This window comes from Epilithonimonas zeae (assembly GCF_023278365.1).
Taxonomy (GTDB): domain Bacteria; phylum Bacteroidota; class Bacteroidia; order Flavobacteriales; family Weeksellaceae; genus Epilithonimonas; species Epilithonimonas zeae_A.
Genome location: NZ_CP075338.1, coordinates 491790 through 510485, shown reverse-complemented (window position 1 = coordinate 510485; position 18696 = coordinate 491790). Strand labels below are relative to the sequence as shown.

Here is an 18696-nt window from a genome sequence, read left to right as displayed (position 1 = left end):
ATTTATTTAGGAAATTGATTAAGCGTATGTTCTGTCTTTAGTCATATGCTCGTGTTTTAACTCACATCTTAAACACGATAAAACATATTCTGCAAAATATTTTTGTGCATCCCAAGCCTTTGTCAAAGGATGTAATTCGATTTTATCACTACGGATAATTACGTTTTTGTATGAGATACTGTAATGAGCAAAAATTTGGTTATTAAATTCTTCTGTTGGTGTTATACAACCCGTTATTGCGATTGCCCAATCTGAAGAAAACTGTTTTCCAATTTCTATGGATAGTTCTTCTGCTCCTTTGCGGGATACGAAGATTTGGTCTTTATCATTGTTATTGATATCAAGCAGTTTCAATTGATTATTGTTGAAAATAGTAAGGCCACCCTTATAAAAATTTTGTGCATCGGGCATTTGGGAAAAAGCTAGCTGCAAAGCTCCTGATGTTGCACTTTCGCAAATGGATATCGTTTCTCCTCTTCTTAAAAGATGATAGCTAATACGCTCCAATAAAATAGTTGAAAAATTCATAGAAATAGATTTGATTTGCCAAGCGTAATCAAATCTTCTGCCATCTAGTTTCTTGGGAATAGTTTTTATAAAAATTTCTAATAAAGGAATATTATGAATTTAATTATCAACATTGACTAACTGGTAATTCTATCCAGAATGTACTCCCCTTTTTCAGTTCACTTTCTACCCATATTTTTCCCTGATGCTGAGAAATAATCTGCTTACATAAATAAAGTCCTAACCCCAATCCTGAAACATTATTGGACTGATGAACCTGATAGAACCTTGAGAAAATATCTTCGAAATGGTTAGAATCAATCCCAGCACCGTAATCTTTGACACCAATAATTACGATTCCATTTTCTGCTTTGATAAAAACATCAATTTGCTTACTTCCAGCTGAATATCGTATAGCATTGGTCAATAGATTGGTAATAACTTGCTCAATCTTATAATGATCTCCTTCAATTTGAATAGAATCTATCTCAGAATGTAAAGTAATCTCAAAAAACTCGTTAGCCTTGCTGATGAGGTCAATCGTATCTTCAACCAATTGATGAATGTCGAATTTCTCAATTCGCAAGACCAATTTACCTGATTCAATTTTGGAAACATCTAAAAGGTCAGAAATAAGATGATTCAATTTTTTTGATTGTGCCAACGCTTTTTCTAAAAATACTTTTACTTTCTCATCATCAATATACCTCTTTAAGATCTGCAGATAAGCATCCATACTTGTCAGCGGAGTCCTCAATTCATGACTTGCCAAAGCTATAAACTCATCTTTCCGGATATTCAGTTCTTTTAATTTTTCAAGAAGTTCTGCTTTTTCTTGTTGAGCAATATGGCGATCACTAATGTCTCGTGCAATCTTTGATGCTCCTATGATATTGCCCTCTTTATCAACAACCGGAGATACTGTTACAGAAATGGGAAAGTTCTGGCCATTTTTGGTTTTTCTAATGGTTTCAAAATGATCAACCTTCTTCCCTGCCTTTATCTGTCCTATGATGTAATCTTCCTCACTTAGTCTATCCTCGGGAATAATTAAAGAAATATGTTTTCCCACAGCTTCTGTCTGCAAATAACCAAACATTTTTTCCGCCGCAGGATTCCAGCTTGTTATAATGCCATCCAGTGTTTTACTTACAATTGCATCAGCGCTGGACATTACAATTGCATTAAACAATGCCTGATTATTTTCTAAATGATTAAACAAATCCATCTTGATAATTACATTTTATAAAATTATTAATAAACAGAATTGTGACTGTCTTGGCTAATAAAATTTCAGGCTGCAAACATGCGCATTTTTTTCATTATAATTTTATGATTTGAATGATATAATGAATTGGTCGCAAATAAATGACACTAAAATTTGTACAAGACTAATCATAAAATTAGCCCTCTATTTTTCATCATCTATAAATAAAAACCATCATCTAATAAAAAAAGCTTCCTGTTGGTACAGAAAGCTTAAAGAAAATAATATATAAACTTGATTGTGAGATCAGTTCTTTTTAATAGCCATCGTTTTGAATCAAATTAGGATTAGCTGTGATATCAGATGACGGAATAGGAAATATATTAAACTTAGCGTCTACAGCTTTTCCGGACTGAGCATTACCTTTCCAGCTCCATAGATAATCTGCAGTCGTAAACTTATTGAAACGGATCAGGTCTGTTCTTCTCAGAAGTTCCCAGGATAACTCTCTTGATCTCTCATCTAAAATGAAATTCAAATTCATATCCGACAGGGAAACAGCGCCACTTCCATTGTTATAAGCTCTGGTTCTAATGATGTTCACATAATTAAGCGCATCAGAATTTTTACCTAATCTAACATACGCTTCAGCTGCCGTCAAATAAGCTTCAGAAAGACGGAACATTGGAAAATCTGTATCCACATAAGCCGCATCTGAACCTGCTACTCCATTCTTGGTTACATTTCTCCACTTGGTAAAAGCATAACCATCCTGAAAAGTTCCCGGAAGTGCTGCAATTTCTTTCTTATGCCCAATGTTGAAGAATAAAGCTCTACTGTCATTTTTCGTGAACGCATTAGGATCCGTAGTTACAAAATTTTGATCTGGCGTTTGAAACTTATTGACAAATTCCGGACGAAGACGGATATTGCCCCAACCTCCGGCAATTCCCAAGTTCAGATAATTTAGCATCACTCCTCCTGTTTGGGCTAAAACAAAGAATGTTGTTCCTCCATACGTTTTGGATTGTACGCCATCCAAATTCAGCGACCAGATAATTTCCGGAGAAGTGTGATTGTCTGCAAGGAAATTGTAAAGATATTTCGGAGCAAGGCTATAATGACTTTGGATTACTTTTTCTGCATATTCCGCCGCTTTTGCCCATTGTGGACTTTTGGTGTAAACTTCAGCATTCAGATAAAGTCTTGATAATAGAAAATTGGCTGCTGTTTTATCAACTCTTCCGTATTCATTAGTTTCAGGAAGTGTTGTTTCAATTTCTTTCAATTCATTTTCTATGTAAGAATAAAGATCAGTTCTGGAAATTTGCTTTGGTAAAAACTGAGGATCTTGTTTATCAGCATCTGTTACAAATGGCACTTTTCCAAAAGTATCCAATAAAACCCAATAAGAATAGGCTCTCAAAAATCTGGCTTCTGCCCGAAAATATGAGACTTGCTGTTTGAAGCTGGCATCTGTATGACCTCTTTCCTCGAGTTTAGCATCAGTCGTTTGTCTGAGAAACTCATTAGAATAGCCAATAATCTGATACAATCTGGCATAATAACCATTCAGAATTGCGGTGTTGGAGTCCCAAGTATTAGTCGCCATTTGTCTTAAGCCATTGGTTTGGGAACCCATAATAGCCTCATCGGTTGTCAGAATCTGAACATAGAAAGCCAATCTAACAAAAGAACTGTAACCTTCATCAAAATTACTGATATCCGGATCTCCGGTTGGACCTTGTTGTCCACTAAGACTTAATGCAGCATAACATTTTGCCAAAACACCTTTGTAGTTTTCCGGGCTTGAATAAACCTGTTCCGTCGTTACGATATTTGGGTCAATAGGAACTGTGTCAAGGTCATTAACACAAGAACTTAATGTGAAAAGAGAAAATATAAAAGTTATATATATACGTTTCATAGTTGAATTATTTAAAGTTAACATTAAGTCCAAACAAGAAAGAACGTGGTCTGGAATACATATTATTATCAATTCCCAGATAAACTTCGGGGTCAAGTCCGCTGTATTTGGTAATGACAAAAACATTTTGAACGGAGAGATTTACACCTAAATCGAACTTGTCGCTGATATTCTTGAAATTATGTCCTAGCGTGATATTGTCCATTCTGAAAAAAGAAGCTTTTTCAAGGAAGAAATCTGAGTAAAGCTGCAAATTATCAAAACCTTGTTCCGCTGTATAACTCAAAAGATTGGAATAAGTTCCGTTTCCTAAGGTCGCTTTGGTCTTATAATCTTTGGATTTCACGTTGTTATAAACATAGTTCCCAAAATTAGCGTGACCATTGAAGCCTAAATACCAATTCTTATAACTCAACTTGGAAGAGATTCCAAGGAAAGATTTTGGCATTGGGTTTTTATCTTTTACTAGTCCGCCTTTGTATTTTCCTTCAATCGGTTTTCCTGCTTCATCATATTCCTGCTGATACAAATAAAAAGTATATGGAGAATATCCAACAGAATGTGTCTGAATTGTTCCTGCTGTTGAACCGGAAACATTCCCGATGTTCACACCGTAATTTGGACTATCTACAAGTGTTAGTTTAGTAATTTTTGATTCGTTGAATGTAATATTTACATCCAAAGACCATTGCCAATCGGTTGTTTTGATTGGAATTGTATTCAATGAGACTTCAACACCTTTATTTTCCATTGAACCGATATTCGTAAAAATCATATTGGTAAGATTGGAACCCGCCGCTACTGAAATTTTATTCAACAAATCATCTGTTGTTCTCTTATAAACTTCGATAGAACCGGAAACTCTGTTCTTAAGAATTCCGAAATCCAAACCCACGTTATAAGTAGAAGTTGTTTCCCACTTCAGATTCGGGTCATAACCGTTTGGTCGAATGGTCTGATAATACTGGTTTCCCAATTGATACAAAGCATTGGACTGACTAAAGGTATAAGTCTGCATCCATTCATAATCTCCACCAATATCCTGCTGACCGGTTTTTCCATAACTTAATCTTAATTTCAGATCAGAGAAAAAACTACTGTCTTTCAGAAAACTTTCTTCATTGATTTTCCAGGCAAATGCTGCCGACGGGAAAAGTCCCCAATGATTATCTTTTGAAAACCGCGAAGAACCGTCGTTTCTAAGTGTTGCCGTGAAAAGATAACGGTCTTTGAAAGTATAATTCAAACGCCCATAAAATGAAACCAGATAATATTCTGACTTCGAAATGATATTCTGATAGACTTTATTTCCAGAAACATTGGTTTGATTATCATCATAACTTTGCCAGAATTTTTGCCAGGAATAACCTCCCATCACATCAATTTTATGATCGGAAAGTGTTTTGGTATAATTCGCATATAAGTCCAACTGGGTATTATTTTTCTTCTGAGTATAATTCTCAATCAAACCTTGTCCATCGTTTCCAATAGAAGTCCAGGCCAAAGGCGCATTATCCGGAACGAAGATATCGCCGTTACTTTTCAAAATATCAAAACCTGCATTGGCATTCAATTTCAAATCTTCAAAACCGTGAATTTTATAATCCAACTGAATGTTCCCAATATGACGTACAACTTTTGACTCATCTTTTCTTAGATTAAGGACAGAAATAGGATTGGCACTTGCGATTGTAATCGGTTTTCCAGACGCATCTTTCCATATAAAATAACCTAAACCATATTGAGAAGAATTGTCGTAAACCGGACGAGTCGGGTCAAATCCCACAGCCGAACTTGCCGGATTGGAAATGAAATCATTATTCTCAATACTTGGTTTATAATTAAGATTAATGTTCAAATGCTTATCAAAAAATGAAGGGTTAATTGCCAAACTCGCATTCATTCTCTCATAAGAATTTTTCCTGATAATCCCTTGCTGATCTGTATATCCTAAAGATAAACGATAAGGAATATCTTTTACAGCTCCGGTCATACTGAAGTTCTGGTCATTACTGACAGAAGTTCTGTAGATCTCTTTTTGCCAATCGGTATTTCCCGTTCCAAGACCATTGATTATAGTATTGTTTCCAGCGTAATAATCCTTAATAAAACTTCTATATTCATCGCCACTCAAAACGTCCAACATTTTAGGATTGTAACTCACTTTTGTATTGGAAGAATATTGGAATCTTGTTTTTTTACTGCCTTTTTTAGTTGTGATGATAATCACACCATTCGAAGCTCTGGAACCGTAGATTGCTGTTGAAGAAGCATCTTTCAGAACCGTGTAAGTTTCGATATCGTTTGGATTAATCATCCCCAAAATATTGCTTGAACCTGATGTTGAGGAATTATCAATCGCAATCCCGTCGATAACAATCAATGGATCATTACTGGCAGACAAAGAAGAACCACCTCTGATTCTGATAGTTGAACCAGCACCTGGTGCTCCACCAGGAGAAATAATATTAACGCCAGCCGCTTTTCCCGTCAAAGCTTCCTGTGCCGAAACCGGACTTCCGTCATTCTCACTATCGATTTTCACGGTCGTGAGAGAACCTGTAGCATCGGACTTTTTAACTTTACCATAACCGATAATCACCACCTCATCAATCTTCTTCTCCTGCACCGAAATAGTGTCTTTGGGAATGGGAAAATTTTCTGATTGGGAAATTAATTTGACATTGGTTTTCCTAAGAACAACCGTATTATTTTTTATTTCATATTCTATCGGATAGAATTTTTTGAGATATTTTAATGATGATTCCAAAGATGAATAATTGATAGCGCTATCATTCACAAAAACATCTTTGAAGTCTGTGCTAGAATAGAGAAACGGAATCTTGGAAGATTTGCTGAGCTTATCAAAAACTTTGATAATGGACACCCGATTCTCTTTTTTCATAGCAACCGGCGGTGTTTGTCCGGCTTGTCCGTAAGCGATTGGAAGACCTGTGGCAACCAATAAGATTACAGACATTACTGTTTTTTTCATAAATTTGGGGATTAATTTGATTATACTTTAGCGAGTCGAATCATTTATTGCATCGATAACCGTCATTATCGGTGCTTTTTTATTTTAATTGTAATTGATTATCAGATTTTTTTTCAGCTTTAAGATTGAATGGATAACAGATGGCGAACAAGACCTCGTTCATATCGCCCGAGAATGAACCTTTGATTTTCTTTTTGGAATATTCCTGTGGATAATCGATTTTAACATTATAAACCACTTCCAACTCTTGGATGATATTTTCAAAATTTTCATCTTCGAAAGAGAAATTTCTTTTCACATTGGCGACCACATATGTTTGAGCTTTCTCTTCTACGTTTTTGTTCCAAGATTCGTTTGGAAGCAGATAGGTGATTTTTCCTTGATGATCCACCTTCACTTTTCCTTCAAAAAGCTCTACTTTTTCTTTTCCGCTCGTTTGATCCAGGAAGAATTTAGTTCCTAAAACCTGTACTGTAAAATCTTTAGCATTGATTCTAAAAGGCTTGGTCTTATCTTTTGCAATATCAAAAGTTGCCTTTCCTGTAAAGGTGATTTTCCTGTCAGCTTTCCCAAAATCCTTTGCCAGTTCAAGCGTACTGTGAGGTTCCAAAACAATCTTACTTCCATCAGGAAGGCTTATCTGTTTGGTGAAATCTGTACTGGAATAATATTGAGACTGAGTTTTCTCCACAGAAGCTGGCGAAGGAGGCGTATATAAAAGAACGCCAAATCCTGTGATTACTGCAGCTGCAGCAACCCAATATAATTTTTTGAACTTGTTCCCGGATTTTATCTTCCGTTGAATTCCCGCTCGGATTCGTTCATCAGTTTGCGAGTCCATTTGCTGATTTTCTTCGGCAACTTCTTCCCAGTTTCTTTTAAAATTTTCGTCTTCTGTGTGATTCATATTTAGTATTACGCAGGAATTTTAAATCGTCAACCTTTGAATCAAAATTTTTTTAAAAATTATTCTATCTTAAAAATTTAACTCAAATTATTTCTGAAAACTTGTCAAATTCTCAAGATAAACTTTCACATCATTCCATTGATAGTAAGGAAAACTATTGGTTTTGATGGGAATGTGAACTTCATTTTCGTTATGAAGGAATTTTACCAAAACATCATTTTTCTTATTCCTGTAAAAAATCATTTGAAGATTCGCGGCCATTGGAGCAACTTCATAGGCATTCCAGACTTTGTAAACTTCTCGTGGATTGATTTCTTCCGCACCCATATTTTCAACATCCCAAAGAGCAAGCAATGGCGCAATATTCCCATCGTGACCGAATCTGAGAGACGCTCCTTTTTTATTGTTTTTAATATAGTCTTCTGCCTCTTCCAAAATATTTTTCACCAACGGAATGGCATTATTCTTCACCAATCCTTTGCTCAATGGCGACGCTGCATCATTGACATAAAATTGATAATTGATAGCCTGATAGATATTGAATATTTCATCTTTTGTGAACAAATCATAGAATGAAATATCAGTTTCAAGATTCTGCATATCGCTGGCTATCCAATAGAATGACTCCACCACTTTTTCAGGGTTTACATTTTTGTAGATGTAATCGTCATTGTTAAACAGGTTTTTGATAAATCTGTCCAAACGAAGCCCATCTTGCTTGAATTTTCTCTTTTCTTCCTGCCAAAAACTATCTTGGCTTTTGAAATCGATGGATTCTTTGGTATGATGGTTCAAGTACTTCATATACTTATCGGAAGATTCTATAATGATGTTCAGTTTTGGATTGTTCGCTGTTAATTCGTTTGTAAAATACGCCATACTGATGATGCATCTTGGAACAACCGTTGATTTGGCTGTCACAATCGCATTATTTCCAAAAGCCTGCGGATTGTTCTTGAACATTCTTTGAGAAATCTGTTTATGCTGCAATCCTCCTAATTCCGTCAAATCGCCATTATGACCCTCAGCAATTTCCCAAATTTTCTCCAATCGTTGTAACGCTGATTTTCCGTTTTCTGTCAAGGCATTATTCTCATTAGCTTTTTTCAGAATGTCCATCACACCGGAAAAATCTTTATCATTGATAAGCCATCTTGAGCCGTGTCTTCCGTAATGACTGATGTAAAATGGCTGATATCCGGATGGAACAGCAGTCAGTTTTTTTGTCGGAGTTGGATAAGCGTAGTAAACACCGCCGGTTTGATTTAAATTTGAGAGGATTTCTTCTTTGGTAGTTTGTCCTTGATAAAAAAAGGAAACTGCAATTAGCAGAATTGAAAATGATTTCTTCATTATAAACTTATTTTAGTTTCAGATTGATTTCTGTCTTATAATTTAATTACGCAGACCTATTGAAATCGTCAACCTTAAAAAATTTTTTTAATGAAAATCAATAACAGAAAAAATAAGTGAATATTTGTTTTTAGAATATGAAGCACCTTATTAACGTGCTTAGCCACAGCATTTTTGGAAATACTATTTTCTTTTGCAATTTCGGAATAGCTTAGTCCGTCAATTTTATGTTTGAGAAAAAAAGATTTACTTTTTTCAGGAATTAATTTAAGTAATTTTTCTGCTTGTTCAGAATAAGATTTGAATTGCTCTTCATCATATTCTTCTTTCACAATGCTGAGATGAGATTCTTCTTTGAAATCTGAAAAAGACAGTTTATTCTTTCTGTAAAAATTGGCAATCTCTTGTTTAGCAGTTTTAAAAACAATTGCTTCTTTATTTTTCTCTAAAGAATCCTTATGTTTCCATAAATGAACAAAAATATCCTGAACGATATCCTCAATATCATCCTGTCCGTGAACATATTTTTTCACGAAAAAGAAGACCTGATGTTTATAATCAGAATATAGTTTTTCAAATTGAGATTCCAAAATGGAAATATGGTTTTAAGGTCTGGTTTCAAATATATCAAAAAAAAGGAATCTGACTAACTTAACTTAAAACATTAAAAAACAAATAATTACAGTTAAATAATTAGATATAAATCTCCATTTTATGATTCAGAAATAAAATATATTCAATAATCTGTATTTATACTCAAAATACATCATGTTAATTTCTGGACATCTTGGATTGCAATGTCTAAAGCAGAATAACAATAAAATGTGATTACAACAGCAAAAGCTTACTGAATTACAGTAAGCTTTTGTTATAATTATTTTAAAATCAATGACTAAAGAAAAGTCACAAACTCCTCAAATGGTTTGCGTACTTTTTTCTGATTAAGATTCCAGTCGTTTTTTGTGTCTCTGTAGCCTAAAGCCAACAGCATTGAACTTCGTAAACCTTTGGATGAAAGTTGCAAAAATTCATCAAGTCCAAACGGGTCAAAACCTTCCATTGGTGTCGAATCTATTCCTTCGGAAGCCGCCGCAATAATAGCCAAACCCAGCGCGATGTTCGCCTGTTTTGCTGCGTGATGAAAGTTTTCTTCGATGCTCATATTTCCGAAAAACTGTTTTGAAAATGCTCTTTGTTTATCATAATGAGCAGAATCTACACTGCGTTTTTCTGTAATATAATCGAATACGTTATCAATTCTTTCTTTGGAATATTCGTCCCAAACAGCGAAAACTAAAAGATGCGATGACTCTACTATTTGAGGCTGATTCATTGCTATCGGTAATATTTTCTTTTTAATTTTGGGATTGCTGATAACGATGATTTCGTAAGGCTGTAATCCAACTCCGGAAGGTGCCAAATGAGCCACTTCCAATATGTTATTGATTTTTTCTGAAGAGATTTTCTCGCCTGTCATTTTTTTTGTGGCATATCTCCATTTCAGTAATTCTATGATATTTTTCATTTGATTTGATTTTAACATCAAGGCAAATGATGAGGTATCACTTGCCTTGATAATTTTAAAGTATTTAGAAGATGCCCAATTGACTTAAAAGTATCGTTGCAGCCGTGTAACAATGAAATGATTTTATTTTTCCATTCTCGATTTTGAAAACATCACAACAAGGGGTTTGTATGGTTTTATTTGTCGCAGGAATAGTTCCGGAAGGTAACTCAAGCGGGCCTTTATGAGTTCCGTTTAAAGATAATTCTACTACTACTGTGTTCTCATTTTCCAATACGTAAAGATCATACAATTCCCTGTGCATATCCGGAAAAGCTGTTGCATAAACATCCACCGTTTTCCCGATGTCTTGTCCATAATACTTTTTTCCTGCGGATACGTCCCAGAAATAGCCGTCTTCTGCAAAAAGATCTACAAAACCTTGTGTATCCTGTTCTTCTGCGATTCTGTACAATTCACGGATTAATGTTTCGTTGGCTGAATTTTGATTGATTACTGATGCTTTCATAATATTTATTTTAAATGTTAAAGATTAAGTTTGATTAATTTTTTCAAAAGTTCTTTTTGTCATTCTGAATGGAATTTTGCGTAGCATTATGGAATGAAGAATCTTTTAATAATTTGAGATTTTTCGACTTCATTTCGTTTCGCTCAAAATGACAGTCTGTAAAATTGAAATTAAAAATTTAAGAGGATTTAATTTTTGTTATCTACAAAAACATATAGTTTCACAGCTTTACCGTTTTCGAAAACGAATAAATCCATTCCTGTTACAGCATCTGGTTTTTCGGGAGTTCCGTTTTGCCAGTAGAGTCTTGCAATGTTGTGATTAACGTCTATTGCTTTGATATGGGAAAACTTAGAATTTGGACTTTTCTGCTGCAATCCATCCACAAAACCATTGATTTCTTTGTGACCAACTGCGATAAAATGACTGTCCACCATTTCAATATCATCAGCATAGATTTTTGACATTAATTTTTCACGTTTTTTAAGATCTCTCTCGTTCCAGATTGCTAAATGTCCTTCTACTAAAGATTTAATTTCTGCTTCAGAAAGTGGTTTAGAATCTGATTTTTCGGTTTGATTTTTTACAACATTTTTAGGTGACCATAAAATTGTTGCCGGATTTTTCTTTTCATAACCTTTTCCGTTTGGATAAGAAACCAATTCCATTTTAGAACCCCACGGTGTTACGAAATACACCCAAGTTTCTCCTTCTGTATCTCCAGACGGCATCAAAAACGGTTCTCCTAAAAATTGAACGCCTTTGCTTTTAAGATACGTTACACTTTTGCTGATGTCATTGGTATAAAAAGCAATGTGGCTTGCTCCTATATCGTCTCCTCCTGGTTGTTGAGAATTTCCTTTGTTGTCTTGATATTCGAATAATTCGATGTTGGCTCCTGTTCCTGCTTTTACCATTTTGATGGTTACGGGACCGGTTTTCGCATTCATATGATTGTTCTTTTTCCAAGCGTCATCCAAAGGAATCGGACCTAAAGTTGTAACTGCTGAAAATCCCAAAACGTCTGTAAAGAAATTCACCGCCTGTTTCGTATTCGGAACGTTGATTCCAACGTGATCAATTCCAATAATTCCAGTTTTTTCCTGTGCTGAAGTGTTTGAAACTGCTGCTGATAATAAAAGTGCACTTGCTACTGCTGTTGCGTTGGCTTTGATTTGTTTTTTTAAATTGCTCATTGTGATCATTTTTTGTTATTATTTATGAAGCAAATTTCCAACATTCAGAAGCCTTCTTCCATTGACAAAAGCTTGAAAAAAAAGCAAACAAATGTCAATGAAAATGATGATTTGAATACCAAACTTTCATCCTAGCCCAGATTGAGCGGTATGTTTGAGCTCTTTTTCAGGTTTAGGCTCGGCGGCTTCGCCGCCGAGCCTAAACCTGAAAAAGCGAATAGCGAAAGCGGGAAATAGCTCCAAATAAAAAATCAAAAAAGGCTGGAACGAAATATTCCAACCTTATTAGTTATGATTTAAAAACTCTAATTATTCGCTATATTTTGCCAACCATTTTGCTTTCAATTCGGCTCTGGCATTGATGAATTCCAAATCTGTTCCCTGCGCAACAGCGTCCAACGGAAAACGTAACGGACGAGAACCTTCTTTCATCTGAATTAGTTCCAAAATTCCGTCTGCAATGGTTTGAGGATTCATATTAAATTCTTTCATTTTACCGAATAATGCTGCACCAATCGTATTGAATTGTTCTGTCGCAACGGGATCGTAAAGTGTCGCAATTTCTGGTTTATCGGCATTAACTCCTGCTTTTTCGCCCGTATTCATTTCTGTGGGATAAACTCCGGGCTGGATGGAAACGTTGTCGATATTGAATTGTTTCAATTCGTCCTGCAAACCTTCTGTAATGCTTTCAACACCGAATTTCGATGCAAAATAGGGAATCATAAAAGGAGAGGTATGAGCGCTTGCTCCGGAAGTGATGTTGATAATCAGACCGCTCTTATTCTCCCTCATAGAAGGCAATACAGCCTGATAAGTCCGGATAACTCCATAGAAATTCACTTCAAACATTTGGCGGATTCTGTCCAGGCTATAAGCTTCCAACAATCCGAAACCTGAAACAGCGGCGTTATTGACTAGCACATCAATTTTACCGTATTTCTGAAGTACTTTTTCAAAAGCATTGGTTACTGAGACATCGTCGATTACATCGATTTCAACGACTTCTAAATTAGGCAGTGCTCCCAATTCTTTAGCTACGGCTTCATTCTTTCCTGACACGCCGCGCATTCCTGCAATTACGGTGTATCCTGCTTTTGCTAAAGTGATTGCTGTTAATTTTCCAAATCCTGTGCTTGTTCCTGTGATAAAAACTGTTTTGTTCATTTTGTCTTATTTTTAATTGTTATTTTAATAAGGCAAAGATGTTACAAGATAAGGCCTCTTTCCATTGACAAAAGCTTGAAAAAAAAGCAAACAAATGTCAATGAAATGAAAGGCTTGAATAGCTGAGGTTTCACTATTCGATACATTACAAATTGAAAAAGCCAATAATGATTGATTTTTTAAAGGAATGCTTTGATTTTTTAAAACATCCCTTTACCACTGCAAACTAATTTTGTCATAGAAAATTTACCTGAGAATCAGGTTAACATTATTTAATCTTAAAATTATTTTAAAATGAAAACTAAAGAACAAATTAAAGTTGCAGCGCAAAATGCATTTAAAAATCATCTTGAATTTTTATCTACCGGCCAAATCGAAAAATGGGTAGAGCTGTTTGATAATGATGGCGAACTGGAGTTTCCCTATGGTCCGAAAGATTTTCCTAAAAAAGTAAAAGGAAAACAAGAATTATTTGAGTATATGAAAAATTTTCCTAAACATTTTAAAGTAGAGTTTCAAAATCTTCATTTCCACGCTACAGAAGACCCTACGCTGGTAATTGCAGAATTTACAAGTGAGGGAAATGCAATATCTACAGGTAAGCCTTATAATCAGAAATATATTTCTGTGGTAACCACCGATACAGAAGGCAATATTTTAAAGTATGTAGATTTCTGGAATCCTATGGTTGCTCTGGAAGCCATCGATGCTCCTTTGAGTGAATTTGTACAAGATTAAATTAATCCCAGTAAATAGTCCGAATCCTATTTCGGACTATTTATCTTTTTCTCCTTAAAATATCTGTATGGGAAAAATTATTAGTTTTGTTACTGTAAAATATTTACTGAAAAGGTTGATGCTTTTAAAAATGACAAAACCAGAAACATTAGAAGAATATTATGCGAAGTATAATTTCATTAAAACCCCTGACTTAAGCAGAGAAGAGGGACATTTTAATGTTTTTAAAATTGAAGTGCTTTCTCCGGAATACGCCAATACAATCACATACGGACGGAAAGATTATTTTAAAATTTGTTTGGTTACAGGAAAGAGTAAAATTCACTATGCCGATAAGAGTTTCGAAATTCTTCAAAACGGACTTTTATTTGCCAATCCTCTCATCCCTTACAGCTGGGAGCCTTTAGAAAAAAAGCAAGAGGGATTCAGCTGCATTTTTACCGAATCGTTTTTCAATGAATTTGGACATTTAAAAAAGTATCCTGTTTTTCAGCCAGATGGATATCCCGTTTTTGAATTGGAAGAGTCAGAAAAAAATACCCTGACAAAAATTTTCACTGAGATTATGAGTGAAAAGAATTCAGATTTCGAATTTAAGGATGATGTTATCCGGAACAATATTTTACAATTGATTCATTCGGCTCTGAAAATGCGACCATCTCCTCATTTAATGGTAGAAAAAAATACAGCCGCAAACAGGATTACAACACTTTTTTTAGAGCTTCTGGAAAATCAATTTCCAATTCGCAACACCCTCAACGGATTACGTTTACGAACTGCATCCGAATTTGCTGCGCAAATGGCTTTACACGTCAATCATCTCAATAAGTCGGTGAAGGAAGTTACCCAAAAAACCACTTCAGACCTTATTTCAGACCGGATACTTCGTGAGGCTAAGATTATGCTTAAACACAGCTCGTGGGCGATTTCTGACATTGCATACAGTCTAGGTTTTGAAGGGCCATCGCATTTTAGTACATTTTTTAAAAAGCGGTTGCGGATTTCACCAAGTCAGTTTAGAGGAACAAAAGAGTAATTGAAAACATCATAATTAAGTCCGTCTTCAAAAACAAATATTTTTTTTATTGTTATTTTTAAAGGTAATGATGTAACAATATCGAATTCTTTTCCATTGACAAAAGCTTCAAAATAAAACAGACAAATGTCAAGGGTTCTATTTCTTAACCCTATTCCTACGCAGTCTGGTAAGAGTTTCGGGAGTAATTCCAATATAAGAAGCAATCATATGTTGAGGAATACGATTGACAATATCAGGATATTTATTGAGGAAACTCTGATATTTTTCTTCTGCCGTAAAACTGATAGTAGCCAAAATTCTATCCTGTGAAACAATAAAGCTTTTCTGGATAATCTGATTGACCATTTGATTCAGTTGAGGTATTTCTGCGCAGAGCTTTTCAAAATCTGCTTTTTCTATTAAAATCAATTCTGTAGGTTCGATAGCATCAATATTCAAACGAGAAGGGGTTCCATTAATTAAACTTTCACGGTCGCCAGTCCAATAATTTTCGGGAGCGAAGTTGATGATGTGTTCTGTTCCGTTTTCAGCAATAGAAAATGTTTTTACCAAGCCTCTGCAAATAAATGCGTTATAATGCCAAACTTCTCCTTCCTGAAAAAGAAATTGTTTCTTGCGGAGTTTTTTGGTTTTGCAGACAGATTCTATTAATTGCATTTCCGGATCGGAAAGTTCTATTTTGTCGGTAAGGTATTTTAGGAAAATCTCGAACATTTACTAATGGTTATAGAGCAAATTTAATTATAATTTATTGGAATTATAATAGAAAAGCTCATTGAAATTTTAGAGAATAAGCCCAGATTTTATAATCGAAGCTTAATTAAACTAACTGTTGTTATTATTCATTTTAATATGAAAAATATTTGAATTAAATTTTAATGAATATCTTTTATTTCCAATTAAAAATAGAATGACTAGATTTAAATAACTAAAAAATTAACAGACTTCAGAAACCCAAATCTTGAAATTATCTTATGAAAAAACACAAACGATTCTTAAAAACAGTATTTGTTGTAGCATCCGTTTTATCAGGCTTTGTACAAGGTCAGGCTTTTGATCAGGAACTTAATTTCAAAGGTTCTGTAAAAACACTGACTTTGGAAAAACAAAATGACAGTGACAAAAAACAAAAACTGGTTACTATTTTCGAATACGATAAAAACCAACGAAAATTAAAAGAAATCTCGCCTTATAATTCAAACACAGACTATTTTTATCTCAATAAATCAGATACAAAACCAACCTTTACAAAATGGTATGGAACGGATAATTCCAGAGAAACAAGTATCGAGATTGAGGATAAAAACAAAACCGGAAAAATGCTCCTGAGTGGTACTTTGAAATCCGGAAAATGGGATTATTATTTCATCCACGATTATACATCAAATTTAGAGAAAGTCCGTTGGTTTACTGATGGCGAAATCTATCTTGTGAAAACGGAGGAGAAAATAAATTTGGATCAATTTGATATTCCCGCAGGATTTGTTCCTTTTGACTGGGACAGAAAACTGTCATCAGGAATTATTAAAAAAAGTAAAGAATACACTTCCGACAGATACGACCACGATGTCGTTTTTGAATTTGTAGAAAAAGGAAATCCAAAAAACAGAGTAACTTTTCAATACCATGGGAACGATGTTTATGATGCCGGAAAAGGCTATTGGCACCGTTTTGAGAATGACAGAATGATTGAAGAACGCTATATCTACGGAGCTTCAGAAATTTCAGATTTTGGTCATCGCTACGTTTACAACACAGATGGAAAACTGAAAAGCGATCATTACGGTTATTTCAATCAATTACCTAATAATTTTTTACAGAGAAAACTTTATACCTACAATGAAAATGGTGATTGTATAAAAGAAACCAGCGATGCGGAAAATGAGAAAACCTACATCATCAATTACAAATATACCTACGACGAGAATAAAAACTGGACCAGCCAAACATCCATCTTTTCTGACGGTTCGGGAAGTACAATCAAACGAAAATTCATATATTACAAACCTGATGAATCTGAATTAACAAATTCCCTGTCAGAAGTTGTTTACAATCAATATCTAAAAGAACTGAGAGCGTATAAACCCATTGCTGAAAAACAATTTGAGAATTATAATCTTGCAAAATCTAAAAAGGAAAATACACCTGCAGACAAAACCAATTACAAAACACTTCGATCCAAAAACTGGAAAGATTTCTTACCAAAAGGACAAAAATCTGATACCATTACAACAGGCGACCTCAACAAAGACGGCCTGGAAGATTTGGTAATGGTTTACCAATCTGAAAAACTCTTGAAGCAGGAGAATAATACTGTGAGAACACTCAGGATTTTATTAAAACAAAATGACGGTAATTATCAATTGGCTGCAGAAAGCAAGGGCGCTGTTGTTGGTGAAAATATGAACAATACTTTTTTCTCCGGTTTGGAAATAAAGAAAGGTTTGTTGATTATCAATCACGAATATATTCGGGGTGGTTCTGTGCACAAATACAGATTTCAGAACGGTGGTTTTTATTTAATTGGTGCAGAAAGCAGAACAGGTGACGCTTCTTATTATTCAAGCATAGATTATAATCTGAGTACCGGAAAATATATTTCGATTTATGACAATTCCGAAGACAACAAAGATTTACCCAAATCCAGCAAAAAAGAAGGCGTGAAAAAGCTGACAACTCTTCCCAACATAGAAACTTATGAAATCTATTCGTTGGAAGTTGATGGGCATATGTTTTGATTTGAATTTTAAAATTAATAATTGATGATGAAAAAACGATTTACCTTCTTATTACTGATGCTTTTCTTTGCAAATTTCTATGCTCAAACCGGGCAGAATGATGTTCTATTAATGAAAGTTCTGAAACAGCTGAACATTAATAAAAAAGACATTCATGAAGAATTGTACGGAGCGAAAGTTCTTCCCAACAAAACCTCGCAAAGTGTTTTGGTTATTCCAAAATACAGGGTGAATGAAACCGATGAATATGGTCACGAATTTTTTGAGCTCGATGCTTACATCATAGTTGCAGACAATGCTACCGGAAAAATTATCAACAAATATGTTGAAGAAAGTGCGTGGACTTCTGATGCAATGGTTCTTACAGATATCGGAATAGATACAGGTCTCTATCAGCTGAATGACAAAAATCGGGCATTTGGAATCCGTGTGAGCTACAGAGGAAGCAGTAATCCCAACCCTTATTCCTACACAGATTTATCACTGTTTTTGGCTCAGAATAATATTTTGAAAAAAGTTCTTAACAATTATCAAATCTCAAGATCCAGCGGAGAATGGGATACAAGATGTTCCGGAGAATTTACTGATATTGACGGAGTAGTTGATATAGATAAAAATAAAACAAACAGTTTCAACAATCTCATCATCAAGAGCAAAATACAACACACCAAAAGTTTTCAAAACAAAGAAGATTGCCAAGAAAAAGTAACTACAAAAAACAGCACCAAATTTTTGAAGTACAACGGAAAAGAATATAAATAAACAAACTCCTGAGATGAAAAAAAAATTGATTTTATTAAGTATTTTAGTTCTTGTGCTCATCTTTATTGGGACATTATCTTTCACCGCATTATTATCAAAATCCGAATTAAAAAGCTCAACAGATCAT

General features: G+C 34.6%; 16 protein-coding genes. 4 read left to right on the top strand and 12 right to left on the bottom strand.

Features of this window, described 5'->3' with window-relative positions; all coding sequences use genetic code 11:
• Window positions 1-18 precede the first annotated feature (18 nt).
• The 11 genes from KI430_RS02085 to KI430_RS02035 all read right to left on the bottom strand — a co-directional run bounded on the left by KI430_RS02085 (window position 19) and on the right by KI430_RS02035 (window position 13292).
• The gene (locus KI430_RS02085; RefSeq protein WP_248876631.1) at window positions 19-528 is read right to left on the bottom strand and encodes a CinA family protein; all 510 of its coding nucleotides are present in this window, start codon (window positions 526-528) and stop codon (window positions 19-21) included.
• Window positions 529-634: 106 nt separating this feature from the next.
• Window positions 635-1735 (bottom strand): ATP-binding protein, encoded by a 1101-nt coding sequence (locus KI430_RS02080; RefSeq protein ID WP_248876630.1) that lies wholly within the window; start codon window positions 1733-1735, stop codon window positions 635-637.
• 295 nt (window positions 1736-2030) lie between these two features.
• Window positions 2031-3641: a RagB/SusD family nutrient uptake outer membrane protein gene (locus tag KI430_RS02075; RefSeq protein ID WP_248876629.1), complete on the bottom strand. Its 1611-nt coding sequence runs from the start codon at window positions 3639-3641 to the stop codon at window positions 2031-2033.
• Between the two features lie 7 nt (window positions 3642-3648).
• A complete protein-coding gene (locus tag KI430_RS02070; RefSeq protein ID WP_248876628.1) occupies window positions 3649-6636 on the bottom strand; it encodes a SusC/RagA family TonB-linked outer membrane protein in 2988 nt (995 codons plus the stop codon).
• A gap of 79 nt (window positions 6637-6715) precedes the next feature.
• Window positions 6716-7543, bottom strand: a complete 828-nt coding sequence (locus KI430_RS02065) for a FecR family protein (RefSeq protein WP_248876627.1) — start codon at window positions 7541-7543, stop codon at window positions 6716-6718.
• Window positions 7544-7630: 87 nt separating this feature from the next.
• A complete protein-coding gene (locus KI430_RS02060; RefSeq protein ID WP_248876626.1) occupies window positions 7631-8896 on the bottom strand; it encodes a histidine-type phosphatase in 1266 nt (421 codons plus the stop codon).
• A gap of 74 nt (window positions 8897-8970) precedes the next feature.
• On the bottom strand, window positions 8971-9486 hold the full coding sequence (locus tag KI430_RS02055) for an RNA polymerase sigma factor (protein WP_248876625.1): 516 nt from the start codon (window positions 9484-9486) through the stop codon (window positions 8971-8973).
• Between the two features lie 302 nt (window positions 9487-9788).
• Window positions 9789-10421, bottom strand: coding sequence for a nitroreductase family protein (locus tag KI430_RS02050; protein WP_248876624.1), 633 nt, complete (start codon window positions 10419-10421; stop codon window positions 9789-9791).
• A gap of 64 nt (window positions 10422-10485) precedes the next feature.
• Window positions 10486-10929 carry a nuclear transport factor 2 family protein gene (locus KI430_RS02045; RefSeq protein WP_248876623.1) on the bottom strand — a complete coding sequence of 148 codons (444 nt, stop codon included), beginning with the start codon at window positions 10927-10929 and terminating at the stop codon, window positions 10486-10488.
• A gap of 188 nt (window positions 10930-11117) precedes the next feature.
• Window positions 11118-12125 (bottom strand): VOC family protein, encoded by a 1008-nt coding sequence (locus KI430_RS02040; protein WP_248876622.1) that lies wholly within the window; start codon window positions 12123-12125, stop codon window positions 11118-11120.
• 309 nt (window positions 12126-12434) lie between these two features.
• Entirely contained in the window at window positions 12435-13292 is an 858-nt protein-coding gene (locus tag KI430_RS02035; protein ID WP_248876621.1) for an SDR family oxidoreductase, read from the bottom strand.
• A gap of 294 nt (window positions 13293-13586) precedes the next feature.
• Between KI430_RS02035 and KI430_RS02030 the strand changes: the two genes are divergently transcribed.
• Both KI430_RS02030 and KI430_RS02025 read left to right on the top strand, forming a co-directional pair.
• Window positions 13587-14030: a nuclear transport factor 2 family protein gene (locus tag KI430_RS02030; RefSeq protein WP_248876620.1), complete on the top strand. Its 444-nt coding sequence runs from the start codon at window positions 13587-13589 to the stop codon at window positions 14028-14030.
• Between the two features lie 67 nt (window positions 14031-14097).
• Window positions 14098-15066 carry a helix-turn-helix domain-containing protein gene (locus KI430_RS02025; RefSeq protein WP_248876619.1) on the top strand — a complete coding sequence of 323 codons (969 nt, stop codon included), beginning with the start codon at window positions 14098-14100 and terminating at the stop codon, window positions 15064-15066.
• 138 nt (window positions 15067-15204) lie between these two features.
• Here KI430_RS02025 and KI430_RS02020 read toward each other — a convergent pair whose 3' ends face one another.
• Window positions 15205-15783, bottom strand: coding sequence for a Crp/Fnr family transcriptional regulator (locus KI430_RS02020; protein ID WP_248876618.1), 579 nt, complete (start codon window positions 15781-15783; stop codon window positions 15205-15207).
• 260 nt (window positions 15784-16043) lie between these two features.
• On the opposite strand from KI430_RS02020, the gene KI430_RS02015 reads away from it, so the two are divergent.
• Together KI430_RS02015 and KI430_RS02010 are read left to right on the top strand one after the other, a co-directional pair.
• Window positions 16044-17807, top strand: a complete 1764-nt coding sequence (locus tag KI430_RS02015) for a hypothetical protein (protein ID WP_248876617.1) — start codon at window positions 16044-16046, stop codon at window positions 17805-17807.
• 24 nt (window positions 17808-17831) lie between these two features.
• Window positions 17832-18569 carry a hypothetical protein gene (locus KI430_RS02010; protein WP_248876616.1) on the top strand — a complete coding sequence of 246 codons (738 nt, stop codon included), beginning with the start codon at window positions 17832-17834 and terminating at the stop codon, window positions 18567-18569.
• The last annotated feature ends 127 nt before the right edge of the window (window positions 18570-18696 follow it).